10 protein-coding genes are annotated in these 13509 nt (G+C 73.7%); 1 reads left to right on the top strand and 9 read right to left on the bottom strand.

Going from position 1 to position 13509, the window contains the following annotated elements; translation table 11 throughout:
• The coding region (locus tag G6R24_RS11510; RefSeq protein WP_263864051.1) for a serine/threonine-protein kinase at positions 1-819 on the bottom strand (819 nt) is incomplete at its 3' end.
• A gap of 433 nt (positions 820-1252) precedes the next feature.
• Between G6R24_RS11510 and ppk2 the strand changes: the two genes are divergently transcribed.
• Positions 1253-2281, top strand: a complete 1029-nt coding sequence (gene ppk2 / locus G6R24_RS11505) for a polyphosphate kinase 2 (RefSeq protein ID WP_163549247.1) — start codon at positions 1253-1255, stop codon at positions 2279-2281.
• Between the two features lie 71 nt (positions 2282-2352).
• On the opposite strand, the gene G6R24_RS11500 is transcribed toward ppk2, so the two are convergent.
• The 8 genes from G6R24_RS11500 to G6R24_RS11470 form a co-directional block, all read right to left on the bottom strand.
• Positions 2353-3762 (bottom strand): class I SAM-dependent methyltransferase, encoded by a 1410-nt coding sequence (locus G6R24_RS11500; protein WP_420840660.1) that lies wholly within the window; start codon positions 3760-3762, stop codon positions 2353-2355.
• Between the two features lie 138 nt (positions 3763-3900).
• A complete protein-coding gene (locus G6R24_RS11495; protein WP_175084286.1) occupies positions 3901-5382 on the bottom strand; it encodes a pyridoxal phosphate-dependent decarboxylase family protein in 1482 nt (493 codons plus the stop codon).
• Positions 5383-5411: 29 nt separating this feature from the next.
• On the bottom strand, positions 5412-6494 hold the full coding sequence (locus G6R24_RS11490) for an alpha/beta fold hydrolase (RefSeq protein WP_163549246.1): 1083 nt from the start codon (positions 6492-6494) through the stop codon (positions 5412-5414).
• 96 nt (positions 6495-6590) lie between these two features.
• Complete coding sequence (locus G6R24_RS21645; protein WP_175087740.1) at positions 6591-6755, bottom strand: hypothetical protein; 165 nt, start codon at positions 6753-6755, stop codon at positions 6591-6593.
• 420 nt (positions 6756-7175) lie between these two features.
• Positions 7176-8495, bottom strand: coding sequence for a DEAD/DEAH box helicase (locus tag G6R24_RS11485; RefSeq protein ID WP_163549245.1), 1320 nt, complete (start codon positions 8493-8495; stop codon positions 7176-7178).
• Between the two features lie 568 nt (positions 8496-9063).
• Positions 9064-10554 carry a glycosyltransferase 87 family protein gene (locus G6R24_RS11480; RefSeq protein WP_163549244.1) on the bottom strand — a complete coding sequence of 497 codons (1491 nt, stop codon included), beginning with the start codon at positions 10552-10554 and terminating at the stop codon, positions 9064-9066.
• Positions 10555-10991: 437 nt separating this feature from the next.
• On the bottom strand, positions 10992-12275 hold the full coding sequence (locus G6R24_RS11475; RefSeq protein WP_163549243.1) for a DUF445 domain-containing protein: 1284 nt from the start codon (positions 12273-12275) through the stop codon (positions 10992-10994).
• Positions 12276-12410: 135 nt separating this feature from the next.
• A complete protein-coding gene (locus tag G6R24_RS11470) occupies positions 12411-13175 on the bottom strand; it encodes an enoyl-CoA hydratase-related protein (RefSeq protein WP_225438403.1) in 765 nt (254 codons plus the stop codon).
• Positions 13176-13509: the final 334 nt, after the last annotated feature.

Genomic DNA, 13509 nt, shown 5'->3' with positions numbered 1-13509 from the left:
CTCGTCGGAGGCCGCAGCCGAGCGCAGGTCCCGGCCCAGCAGCCGGGCCAGCAGGTCCGCGGCGCTCGGGCGCGCGGCGGGTTCCTTCGCGAGCGCGTCACGCACGGGCCCGGCCAGGGCGGCGGGCAGGCCGGTCAGGTCGGGTTCGGCGGTCAGGATCTGCATGCCGATGGCCTCGGCCCGTTCACCACGAAACGGTGGACGGCCGGCGGCCGCGAACGCCACACACGCCCCCCAGGCGAAGATGTCGGCGGCGGCGTCGGCCCGTTCACCACGCAGCTGTTCCGGGGCCATCCAGACCAGGGTGCCGATCAGCATGCCGGTGCGGGTGTGGCTGGTACTGTCCGACGCCCGGGCGATGCCGAAGTCGATGACCTTCGGGCCGTCCCGGGCCATCAGGATGTTCGCGGGCTTGAGGTCGCGGTGCACGACGCCGGCCTCGTGGATGGCCACCAGCGCGTCGGCCAGGCCGATCGCGAGGCCCTGGAGCAGCCGCTCGTCCAACGGCCCACGGGTGGCCACCGCGTCGGCGAGGCTGCGACCCTCGACGTACTCGGTGGCCATCCACGGACGTTCACCGGTGAGATTGGCGTCGAGGACGGCCGCCACCGTGCTGCCGCGGACCCGCCGGGCCGCCGCGACCTCCTGGCGGAACCGGGCGCGGAACTCCGGATCGTCGGCGAGCCCACCGGTGGGAACCTTCACCGCGGCCGGGCCGCCATCCGCGCCGAACCCGAGGTAGACCACGCCCATCCCACCGGCCCCGATACGGTTCGCCAGCCGGTACGGGCCGATCCGCTGCGGATCGTCCGACGTCAGGGGGGGGTCAGCACACCTGTTCCTCTCCTGCGGGCGCCCAAGCTCGGGCGGTGGCGCGACAGTCGGGCCGGAAGAATTGTGTCGTAGCGCCACCGATGCCCGCATCCCCACAGGCAACAATCACAATCCGTAGATAATTTTGGGCCTTCTCGTGACTGTCTGATGGTTGACGAGAGGGTCGTCCGGGTACTTCATCCGAAGGATGATCGCAGTAGCCTGCCGCCGGCGCGCACTCAACCCCCGTCGCGCGCGGCGGGCTGTCGGGTTCCCGACAGGGCGCCAGACGGTCGGTGTGCTTCCCGACCAGGGCTGAAGGGCCCCACCTTCGTGTCATCTGGCGTTCGTCCGCCCGTCAACTGACGGCCTGACCGGATCCGTACGGTTGGCCGGTCAGGCTTGCACATACGTGCGTACGCACGAGAGGGAGGCCAGTGTGACCGAGGTCGAACGGGTCATCCCCAAGGGCGCCGACGACCAGGTGGCCCCCCTGACGTACGGCGCCGTGGGGAACGGGCTGCACGGCTGGCTGGGTGCGGCCGGTCTCGCCGAGCAGGTCGGCGCCCAGGCCGCGAGCCTGGCCGGGCTGCGCGTACGCGACGAGGACGACGACGAGGCGATCCTGCTGCGTCCGGACGGCACCCCGGTCGACACCTGGCGGGAGAACTACCCCTATGACGAGCGCCTTGCGCGGGCCGACTACGAGCGCGCCAAGCGGCTGCTGCAGATCGAACTGCTGAAGCTGCAGTACTGGGTGAAGGAGACCGGCCAGCGCCTGGTGCTCGCCTTCGAGGGCCGCGACGCCGCCGGCAAGGGCGGGACGATCAAGCGGTTCACCGAGCATCTCAACCCGCGCGGCGCCCGGGTGGTGGCCTTGGAGAAGCCCTCCCCCCGGGAGAAGGACTCCTGGTACTTCCAGCGCTACGTCCAGCATCTGCCGGCCGCCGGCGAGATCGTCCTGTTCGACCGCTCCTGGTACAACCGGGCCGGGGTGGAACGGGTGATGGGGTTCTGCTCACCCGGGGAGTACCGCGAGTTCCTGCGCCAGGCCCCCGAGCTTGAGCGGATGTGGACCCGCAGTGGCATCACCGTCATCAAGCTGTGGTTCTCGGTGTCGCGCCGGGAGCAGCAGACCCGGTTCATCGTCCGCCAGATCGACCCGGTGCGGCAGTGGAAGCTCAGCCCGATGGACCTCGCCTCCCTCGACCGCTGGGACGACTACACCGACGCCAAGGAGGCGATGTTCTTCTACACCGACACGACCGAAGCGCCGTGGACGGTGGTGAAGAGCAACGACAAGAAGCGCGCCCGCCTCGAGGCGATGCGCCACGTGCTGCACCGCTTCGACTACACCGGCAAGGACGAGTCCATCGTCGGCATCCCCGACCCGCTCATCGTCGGTCGGGCCGCGAACCTCCTCGAGACCGGCGAGAAGGACGACCGCACCTTCCCCACCCTGCACTGACCGGCGCCCCACGCCGGCCCCTGGAGAGCCGGCGGAGACGGCCTACGTGGTGGGCCGGCGTGGGGCGCCGGTCAGTGCAGGGTGGGGGAGTCGTAGCGGGGACGCAGGGGCTGGCCGGAGCGGCCGTGGTCGGGCCGTACGGCCAGGGTCTGGTGGATCTGGGACTGGCCGGATTCGAAGCTGAGCGCGGAACCCGCCATGTACAGCCGCCACACCCGGGCCCGGCCCGGGCCGACCAGGGCGACCGCGGCGTCCCAGTTCTCCTCCAGCCGGCGGACCCAGGCACGCAGCGTCAGACCGTAGTGTTCACGCAGGTTCTCGACGTGGCGCACCTCGAAGCCGGCGGCCTGCGTCAACGTGGTCAGCAGGCCGATCTCGTGCAGTTCGCCGTCCGGGAAGACGTAGCGGCGCAGGAAGTCGGGGCCGACCGGCAGCGGGATCGGTCCGAGTTGGGGTCGGCCGCGGTGCGCGCCCGCCGGATCACCGGGAAACGAGATGCCGTGGTTGAGCAGCCGACCACCGGGCCGGAGCAGCCCGTACAGGCTGTCGAAGTACGTCGGCAGCATCGCCCGGCCGACATGTTCGACCATGCCGATCGAGCTGATCGCGTCGAACGGGCCGTCGGGGATCTCCCGGTAGTCCTGCAACCGGATCTCGATGGCGTCGGCCAGGCCGGCCTCGGCGATCCGTGCGCGGGCCAGCGCCGCCTGCTCGAGCGAGATCGTCACCCCCACCCCGCGCACCCCGTGGTGGCGGGCGGCGTGCAGCAGCAGGCTGCCCCAGCCACAGCCGACGTCGAGCAGCCGCTCACCGGGACGCAGCCCCAGCTTGCGGCAGACCAGCGCGAGCTTCTCGGTCTGGGCCCGGTCCAGGGCCGTGTCGAGGGTGTGCTCCGGTGTCTCCCACACCGCGCACGAGTAGACCATCGTCGGGCCGAGCACGAGCCGGTAGAAGTCGTTGGACACGTCGTAGTGGTGGGAGATGGCGGCCGCGTCGCGGCGGGTGCTGTGGCGCCGTCCCCGCAGCCGTGCCTCCTCGGCGGGCAGGGCCGGCGGACGGGGACCGAGGGCCCGCAGCAGGGCGAGCGCGGCCGGCGCCGTGGCCGACAGGTCGCCGCGCAGCCGCGCCGGCGCGGTGTCGATCGCCTCCCGCACGGCGAGCGCCGCGAAGATGTCCCCCTCGACGTCGAGGTCGCCGGCGACGAACGCCCGGGCGAACCCGAGTTGCCCCGGCCGCAACAACACCCGGCGCAGTGCCTCCGGCGAGCGCACCACGATCCGGGTCGCGCTGTCCGGGCCGAGCGTCGAGCCGTCCCACAACCGCACCCGCACCGGCGGTGTGTCGCCGAGCAGCGCCCCCAGCAACGTTCTGGCGGCGTCGGTGACCGGCGGTGGCCAGGTCCCCGCCGGCCACGGCTGCCCGTCGGGCCGCCGTGGCCGGTTCGACGTCTCGGCTTCCACCGGTTCGCAGTTGGTCGTCACGCGCACCCTCCAGCTCGCGTCCGCCGTCTGTGGGGCATGGCGCAGCCAACGCCTCCGGCGCAATAGTCCCCCGAAGCGAGCGTCTCCACACGGTGGCGGGAATCGCATCACCACATTCCCACCTGCGGGAATAGGTGGTCAGCGGCGGGCGGCACCGACCGCGGCGGCGATCACGTCCACGGCCAGGTCCACCTCGGCCCGCGTGGTCGACCAGTTGCTCACCGACAGTCGCATGGCCGCGCGTCCCTGCCACACCGTCCCGGTCAGGTAGGCGTCCCCGCCCGCGGTCACCGCCGCCGTGACGGCACGGGTCAGCCGGTCGCCCTCGCCGCCCGGCGCCTCGACGCGCAGCAGCACCTGGTTGAGCGGTACGACGACCCCGTGCCCGGCGGGTCCCGGCGTCGCGTTGAGGACCCGGACCCCGGGCAGCCCGGCGAGCCGGCTGGCGGCGTGCCCGGCGAGCTCACAGCAGCGGTCGACCAGGTCCCGCAGGCCGTCCTGGCCCAGGGAGCGCAGCGCGGCGTAGACGGCGAAGGTCCGGGCCCGGCGGCTGAACTCCGGGGTCCAGTCGACCGGGTCCAGCGCGCCGCTGGGATCGGGCGGGAAGTAGTCGGCCGGCGCCACCATCGCCCGGCGGTGCGCCGCCCGGTCGGCGACGATCGCGATCCCACAGTCATAGGGCACGTTGAGCCACTTGTGGCCGTCGGTCGCCCACGAGTCGGCGTCCGCGGCGCCCTCGACCAGCGCGCGGCGGTGTGCCGAGCCGGACGTCGCCGCCCACAGCCCGAACGCGCCGTCGACATGCACCCAGGCGCCGTGCGCGTGCCCGAGCGCGCAGATCTGCCCGAGCGGATCGACGGCACCGGTGTTGATCTCCCCGGCCTGCGCGATGACGATCGTCGGCACCCGCCGGGCGCCGCCGGTGCCGCCGGTCAGGGTGTCGGTGCCGGTCTGGGTGTCGGTGGCGGCGAGGGTGGCGCGCAGGGCGTCCGGGCACATTCGGCCCCGGCCGTCGCCGGCGACGGTGTGTATCCCGCGGCTGCCGAAGCCGAGCAGGCGCAGCGCCGCGTCGACGGTGGTGTGCCGGTCGGCGCCGGCGAGCACCCTCACCGGCGGGGCGCCGGTGAGGCCATCGGCGCCGACGTCCCAGCCGACCTCGGCGAGCACCCGGTGGCGGGCGGCGGCCAGCGCCGTCACATGGGCCATCTGCGTGCCGGTGGTGAATCCGACCGAGGCCGTCGCGGGCAGCCCGAGTGCCTGCCTCACCCACCGTCCGGCGATCTGTTCGACGGCGCTGGCCGCCGGGGACAGCGAGGCGAGCGCCGCGTTCTGATCCCAGACGACGGCCAGCAGGTCGGCGGCGAGGGCCGCGGGCAGGGTGCCGCCGACGACATAGCCGAAGAACCGCGGCGAGCCGGTGGCCGTCAGCCCGCCGCCGACCGCCTCGACCAGCGCGTCGATGACCGCCACCGGATCACTGGGCGCCGCCGGGAACGGACCGTCGAGGCGGGCGAGCACCTCGGCGGCGCTCAGACCGGGCCGTACCGGACGGTGGGCCAGGCTGGCCAGCCAGGCGTCGGCGTGCCGGGTGGCGCCGCGCAGCGCCGCCCGCAGCGCCACCCCGGGATCGTCCGACGGGGACCGCGGGTTCAGCTGTCCACCGCCTGACCGGCAGCCACGTTCCCGGACGTGGAGATGTCCTGGCTGAGGGGGCCCGCCGCCGGCGCGGCGCCGGGCCGGCGGGCGGCGTGGGCGGCGGGACGCCCCTCGTGGGCGAGCCAGTCGAGGATGATCGTGGCGGTCTGGTCGGGGTCCTCGATCATGGGGATGTGGCCGAGGCCGGCCAGGATCTCGACCCGCCAGTCGGGCCGGCTGCGCGCCGCCGCGTGGGCCATGGCGACCGGGACGAGCCGGTCGGCGGTGCCGTGCAGCAGCAACGTCGGCGCGGCCGCGGTGCGCAGATAACCGGTCAGCGGGGTCCGGCGGACCATGGCGGCGACCACCGAGCGGGCCGCGGTGACGAACGCCGCGTCGGCCCCGGCCGTCAGCCCGCGTTCACGCTGGGCCCGTTCCATCACCTCGAGGGTCCGCGCCGGGATCCGACTCGGATCACCGCACAACCGGGCCAGGCTCTCCTCGACGAGGGCGAGCGGGGTCGTCCGGGCCCGGCGGCGGGCCAGCGTGCGGGTGCCCAGGCGCGGGACGAACAGCGCGGCGAACAACGCGAGTGTCGTCGGGGCGGGGTAGGCGCCGCGGGGCAGCGGCAGCGCCGGATTGACCAAGACGAGCCCCGCGACGGTGTCGGGTGCCAGCACCGACTGCCGCAGACTGATCATTCCGCCCATCGAGTTGCCGACCAGCACGGCCGGCCCGGCGAGCACCTCGGTGAGAAACCGGTCGAGCAGACGCTGGTTGCCCGCGACGTGCGGCCGTGGCCGCTGCGCCGGGGTGCGCCCGTGCCCGGCGAGATCAAGCGCCAGTACCCGGCAGGTGGGGGTCAGCAGGGGCGCCAGCCGTAGCCAGTTGTGGTAAGAACCGCCGAGCCCGTGCGCACACACCAGCACCGGTCCGTCCGCCGGCCCGCCGAAGTCGACGACGTACACCGGATCGCCCAGCTGGGCCTGATAGGCGGCGTGGCCATCCTCGGCCGGTCCGGCCGGGTCCGGCCGCAGCGGGGCATGGGCGGCGAGCAGGCCGGACTCGCTCAGTGGCACCGGCGTGGTACTGGTCATCCTCTGACGGTAGGACGCCCGGCGTGCCCGCGCGTGCGAAAGGGTCGTGCGGTCGGCCGCATGAGCGGCGGCCGACCGTCGCCGGCCCTGGCCGGGTCACAGGGAGGGGGAGGCTCCCAGCCGCAGCCGCTTCGGGTTCGCGAGGGACGCGGGGGCGACCCGGATGTCGGTCTCCACCGCGGTGGCCCCATCGATGGCGGGCTCGGTCGGGATCGACCCGGGCAGACCCGCGGTCAGCGGGGAGGACTGCTGTTGCTCCACGCGCACGCTCCTTCCAGTGATGTCGGCACCTGTCCTCAAAACGGTATCCAGGGGACGGCCCACCCCAGGACGTCAGGTGTCGCTGGTCACACCACAGATTCGAACCGTGACCGCCTGGGGTCGTCGTTCGCGCAGGTCGAAGCGCCTGCCCGCCAGCCGGTGCGATCCGCCCCCGGCCGCTTCTTCGGTGCCATCACCGACCCGTCACGGCCCGCCGACCGACGCCCCCGGGCGGGACGGGGCCGGGCGGGACGGGGCCGGAAAAAGAAGATGGCGCCGCCGTCCGGACGGGAATCCGGGCGACGGCGCCATCGGGTGCCTGACCCTGGACGTCAGTGGACGTCCCTCGTCAGACGTCCACGATCAGGACAGTCCGACGGGCCAGGCGACGAGCGACAGGCGACGAGCAGGTGCGGGGTCTCAGGCGCTGGGGGTGACCGGTGCCTGAGTGGCGGTGGCGGTGGGGCGACGCTGCGGACGGCCGTGGGCCGAGGCGGGACGGCCGCCGATGCGGTGGCCACCACCGTCGCGGCGGGCGTTGCGGTGCTCCCCGTCACGCCCACCGGCGGAACCGCCGGTGCGTGCGCCGCTGAAACGCGGCCCCCGAGCCGCCGCCGAACTCGCGGCCCGTGCCTTGGGGATCGCGTCCGGGCTCACCCGGGGTGCCGGCGGGCCGGCCAGCTCCAGGATCACCGGGTCGTCGGGCTTGGTCGGAAGCGGGCGGGCCTCGATACCGACCGCGCGCAGCAGACCGCGCACCTTGCCCCGCTCGGCGGGCAGGGTGACCAGCACGTCGGCGCCGTCGGCGCCGGCCCGGGCGGTACGCCCGCCGCGGTGCTGGTAGGTCTTGGCGTCCTCGGGCGGGCCGAGGTGCACCACGAGGCGGATGCCGTCGACGTGGATGCCGCGAGCGGCGACGTCGGTGGCGACCAGCACCCGGTAGAACCCGTCGGTGAAGCCGGCGAGCGCGCGGGTGCGGGCGCCCTGGGGCATCCCACCGTGCAGCGGCTCGGCGGGAACACCGGCGCGGCACAGCGACTCGGAGATCCGGTCGGCGTCGCGCTGGGTCCGCACGAACACCAGGGTCCGCCCGGAGCCACCGGCCAGCGCCGTGACCAGTTCGACCTGCGCGGTCCGGTCAGGCGCCTCGAGGGCGTGCCGGGCCAGCGTGGTGACCTGGGAGGTCTCCGAGTCGATCGCGACGAGCACCGGGTCGGGCAGGTAGTCGCGCACCAGGACCTCGACCTCACGGTCGAGCGTCGCGGAGAACAACAGCCGCTGCCCGCCGGAGGGGGTGGCGTCCAGCAGGGCCCGAACCGCGGGCAGGAAGCCGAGGTCGCACATGAAGTCGGCCTCGTCGAGGACGGTCATCTCGATCTCACCGAGCTCGCAGGCGCCTCGCTCGACGAGGTCGGTCAGGCGACCCGGGGTGGCCACGACCAGGTGCACGCCGCGGCGCAGTACCGAGATCTGCCGGCTGATGGAGGTTCCGCCGTAGACGGGGGCCATCCGCAGGTTCAGTACGCGGGTCAGCGGCTCGAGGGCGTCGTTGACCTGCTGGGCGAGCTCGCGGGTGGGCACCAGCACCAGGGCGCGGGGCCGACGCGGGGTCGCCGGGCCGCCCTCGGCCAGGCGACCGAGGATCGGCAGGCCGAAGGCCAGCGTCTTACCGGAGCCGGTACGGGCCCGGCCGAGGACGTTCTCTCCGGCCAGCACGTCGGGCAGCGTCGCCGCCTGCACCGCGAACGGTGCGGCGATGTTGCGCTCGGCGAGCGCCCTGATCAGCCGCTTGGGCAGACCAGCGGCCTCGAAGGTCTCCGCCGGGGGGCGAGGTTCACGGGTGGTCAGGGCAGGAGCGGCCGGACGGGCCGGACCGCTGAAGCGTGAGCCGCCGCCGTACCGGGAGCCGCGGCTGGAACCGCGACCGGCACTGCTGGGCCCGCCACGGCCCCGGGGCGGGCGCGGCTGGCGGTGGGCAGCGAGAGACTGGGAGTTTCCATGCTGAGACAGAGGGATCCGCCGATCAGGTCAGGGCCACCATGAGATCAATAAGACAAGTGCGAAGGTTTGCACAAGCCCGTTTGTATCGTCCGGCGGCCGGGGTACGGCCGGCTCCGCGACCGGACCCAACGGCGGGAAAATCCCGCTTTGGCGCTCGCACCGACCTCGCACACCCGACCATGTAGCCGGGCGCGGACAGCCGCTGCGGCCGTCGTCGTGTTTCACGGTACCTCGGCGATCGGATGTGCGGGGCCCGTCGGCAGGGTGCAACGAGCCGGTGCATACCCGTGGGTGGCGGTCCGCCCGGTCACGGTGCGCCAGTCCGCCGGTGTGGAAGGGGCCCTTCGTCCGTGTTGACCCGGTCGGCGGGGCCCGGTTCGGTGGGCGTCGCGGTGAGGCCGCCGGAGGTCGGGATAGCCCAGGGTGTCGCGGTACTACGGACCGCGAAGGCCAGGATGACGCCCAGTCCGACGCAGACCGCGTACGGTCCGGCGGCCCGTGCACCGGCCGCGTGCACGGCGGCCAGACCGAGGATCAGCAGGCCAAACGTGATGGTGCGCACTGTCCGGGACGCGACCAGGGTCACGTCCGGGCGGATCGGCCTGCGCCGACCGCCGAAGGTCCTGTCCGGACCCGGGCTCAGCAGGCAGGACAACACCAACGGGAGGCCGATGACGGCGGTCACGGCCAGATCGGTACCGGTGGTGCGGTGCGGCGTGACCAGCAACCAGGAGCCGGCCGCGAACAGGGCGATCGGCCCGGCCGAGACGGGCCGTCGGTCCCGAGGAACCCGTCCGCCTCGGGTGTCCCGTCCGCCCTCCGAGCCCGGTCCATCCCCCGGGCCCGGTCCGTCCTCCGGGTCTCGTCCGTCCCGTGGGTGAGGGGTGACGGGACGGCTGAGCGCGAGCAGGGGCGCGACCAGCAACAGCAGGTAATGGCACCACACGACCGGCGAGGCGAGCAGCGCCGCGACGACACCACCGGTGTAGGCGAGCCGTTCGTCGTGGCCGCGCCGCGCCGCCCACCAGCAGCCGGCCAGCACCGCCAACGCGGCCAGCCGCGCGAGCCGGCCGGCCGTCGAGATCGACAGGCCCACCCCGGTGAGCAGCCCGGTGAGGCTGATCCCCGCCCGCGCCTCCACCCGGCCGAGCTGCCCCAACAGCGCCACGTAGTCGACCAGACCCAGGGGGCTGACCAGGGCGCTGACGCCGATCAGCGCCGCGAGCACCGCCCCGGCCGCCCCCGCCGCCCGCCACCGCCGCGCCAGCAGCAGCCACACCAGCAGCGGTGCCAGGAAGACCTTGCTGTAGATGACGAGGGCCACCACCGTGCCACAGACCAGTGCGCGGTCCCGGGCCCGCCAGGCCAGCGCGAGCGCCGCGAACAACAGGGCGTTGAACGTTCCCATCTGCAGGCCGATGACCGTCGTGGACGCGGCCAGCACCAGCGCGTGGACGCGCAGGTCCCGTACCCCGGCCAGGCGCACCCCGGCCAGCACCGCGAGCACGGACCCGGCCACGAACAGATCACCGGCGGCGGAAAGCGACGACAACGGGACGAACGGCAACGCGGTCAGATACGGGTAGACGAAGGCCGAGCCGGAGTACACCGCGGCGGTCCCCGGCGTCGGATACGGGTTGTGACCGGCCTGGATGGCCGCCCCGGCGCGCAGGAACACCGCCACGTCGTAGTGCCCGATCCGGCTGATCATCCCGACCCAGAGCAGGGCGACCAGCCCGGCGAACGCCGCCCAGCCCACAGTGACCCGGACGATCCCCCCGACCGGGCGGGTCCTCATGGCGACCGGCCGGCCCCGTTGCCGTCCCCGTCCCGGCGGCCGTCCAGCAGACCACCCGGAAGACCACGGATCAGACCACGGAGGTGGGTGTCGGGGTGGACGCGCGGACGTCCGCGCACGGGGGCGAACCGCGCGGCGGACACCGGGGTTCACCACCCGAACGGGCCGTGCCCCCGTGGGCCGGCCAGGTCGGTGTGGGGGACGGACGAAACGGGCTACCCGGCCTGGTGTGACCGGTCGCACAGCACGGCCGGGCGGGGCCGGCCGACCGTGCTCCCCGGTCGCGGGGGGCCCGGGAGATCCGGGAGATCCGGCGTGCGTGGGGCTCGGCACACCCGGCACACCCGGCGCGCTGGGTGGATCTGGCTGGTTTCGCACGTCGTTGTGCCCACCCTGGGTTGGCGATCAGGCCTGCGGATCGTCGCAGATCGTGGCCGTCACAGCAGCAGCTGGGTGAGGGTGTGGATGACCAGACCCACCAGCGCGCCGACGACCGTGCCGTTGATCCGGATGAACTGCAGGTCGCGGCCGACGTGCAGTTCGATGCGCCGGGAGGTCTCGGCGGGCTCCCAGCTGGCCACCGTGTCCCCGATGATCGCCGAGATGTCCCCCTTGTAGCGGGCGACGGCGCGGGCGGCGAGGTCGGCGGCGGCCTGGTCGACGGTGCGGGCGAGGTCGGGGTCCTCGACCAGTCGGGCGCCGAAGGCGGCCAGTTCGGTCCGGGCCCGCACCCGGGCGGTGCTGTCCGGATCGGTGATCAGATCGAGCAGGATCGCCCGGGTCGTCGCCCAGATCATCGCGACGGCCTGCCCGACCTCCGGCCGGGCCAGCCAGCGCTGCTTCATCTGCTCCACCTGCTCGCCCAGGCTCGCGTCGGTGCGCAGCCGGGTGGCCTGATCGGCGAGGAAACGATCGAGGGTCGTGCGCACCCGGTGCTCGGGATCGGCCCGGATCTGCGCCAGCGCCTCCAACGCCTTGTCGTACGCCTTGGCCGCGACGGCCTCGTCCAGCCACTGCGGGGTCCAGGCCGGGGCCTGGTCCAGGATGAGTCGGCTGAAGGTCTCGGGGTTGTGCAGCAGCCAGTGTTCGACCTCGGCGAGGATCAGCTCGACGAGCCGGTCGTGCATCCGGGCGTCCAGCACGCGTTGCAGGATCGCGCCGAGGGTGCCCGCCCAGGGCCGTTCGACCAGCCGTGGCACCACCGCCCGGTCGACGATCTCGCGGACGAGGTCGTCGTTCGTCCCGGCGATCACCGTCGACAGCCGCCCGGCAGCCTCGGCGGCGACCCGCTCGGCATGGGCCGGTTCCCGCAGCCACGTCCCCACCCGGGCCGCGACCCCGATCCCGTCGACCTTGTCCCGTACGACGTCCGGCGCCAGGAAATGGGTGCTGACGAAGTTCTCCAGGCCACGCCCGAGGGCGTCCTTGCGATGCGGGATGATCGCGGTGTGCGGGATGGGCAGGCCGAGTGGATGACGAAACAGGGCGGTCACCGCGAACCAGTCGGCGAGCGCGCCGACGACACCCGCCTCGGCGGCGGCGGCGACATAGCCCGTCCAGGCGGGGCCACCGTGGTTGTGCCACGCCTGGGCCACCAGGTAGATCGCCACCACCGCGGCGAGCAGGCCGGTGGCGATCAACCGCATCCGACGTAACGCCTGGCGCAACCCCGGCTCGTCCGCCGTCCCGCGGGGCAGGGCCGCCCCCGCCGGTTCGCTCATCGGCCACCGCCGCTCATCGGCCCACCGTCCCCGACCGCACCTGGTGTCCCCCCCACCGCACCGAGGGTCCCGGGAGCAGACCCGGGCCGTTCCGGCGCTGATCGTCGCGTGTTTCGACAGCCTATGTGGTCGTCCTCATCGCCTGGCCCGTCCCGGCAGCCGGGCCTCGATCGCGGCGCGGGTCTCGGGTGTGGCGAGCTGGCGGGCGAACTGCACGGCCTCCTGCTCCAACCGGGCCAGCACCTGGGGCCCGTCGGAGTCATGCAGCAACGCGCGGGTGGCGGCGAGTGCCTGGGCCGGCTGGGCGAGCAGGGCCGCGATCCGGTCGTCGACCCGGGCCCGCAACGCGTCGGCGTCGGGCAGCACCTCGGTGACCAGGCCCAGCCGGGCCGCCTCGGCCGCGTCGAAGGGCTCCCCGAAGTAGAGCAACCGCGCGGCCGCCGCCGGCCCGACCCGGCGCGGCAGCAGCAGACTCGAACCGAACTCCGGCACCACACCCAGCGGGACGAACGGCAGGGCGAAGACGGCCCGAGCGCTGGCGTACACTAGGTCGCAGTGCAGCAACACCGTCGTGCCGATGCCGATGCCGACCGCCGGGCCGTCGACCTCGGCCACCAGCAGCTTCGTCGTGGCCGCGACCGCGCGCAGGAACGTCAGCGTCGGGCCGTCGGTCCGCAGCGCCCCACCGGCCAGGAAATCGGCGAGGTCGTTGCCCGCGGTGAACGTCGCGTCCTGGCCGCACAGGCGGATGATCCGGATCGTGTCCTCGCGTTCGGCGCGGAGGAATCCCTCGGCGAGCGCGCCGTACATCTCCTGGGTGAGGGCATTGCGCTTGGCGGGACGGGCGATGCGCAGTGTCAGGACACCGTCGTCGACATCGACGTGAATGTGCTCGCTCACGGGTGTGCTCACCATCCTGGTAGGTCGGTCGGTGCGGTCAGATGCACGATGCCCGCCTCCGCGCCTGGCCGCAGGCCAGGACGCCCGATTCCCCGCCGCCCGCTTCCCGAGCACCGCACCGATACGCACCGCACCGATACGCACCCGCGGTCGCGCGATGCCCGGATGGCTGTTCGGGAGTCGCGGCCAGGTCGGCCGGTCGAGGGGGGAGAACCTGCCGTGGCGTGAGGCCCGTCAGGGCGAGGCATCCTGCCAGGATGGGGACCGTGACAGACCCGAGTGAACCTGGCGCCCTGTCCGCTCCCGCCGTCGAGCTGGTGCCGGCCACGGCCAC

This window comes from Candidatus Frankia nodulisporulans (assembly GCF_902806475.1).
Taxonomy (GTDB): domain Bacteria; phylum Actinomycetota; class Actinomycetes; order Frankiales; family Frankiaceae; genus Frankia; species Frankia umida.
This window is presented reverse-complemented; position numbering and strand designations above follow the sequence as displayed.

What these genes read in the sequence shown, in the direction of transcription:
- G6R24_RS11490 (WP_163549246.1), bottom strand. Translation starts at nt 6,494, where the DNA reads ATGACCAGTACCACGCCGGTGCCACTGAGCGAGTCCGGCCTGCTCGCC.
- G6R24_RS11480 (WP_163549244.1), bottom strand. Translation starts at nt 10,554, where the DNA reads ATGAGGACCCGCCCGGTCGGGGGGATCGTCCGGGTCACTGTGGGCTGG.
- G6R24_RS11475 (WP_163549243.1), bottom strand. Translation starts at nt 12,275, where the DNA reads ATGAGCGAACCGGCGGGGGCGGCCCTGCCCCGCGGGACGGCGGACGAG.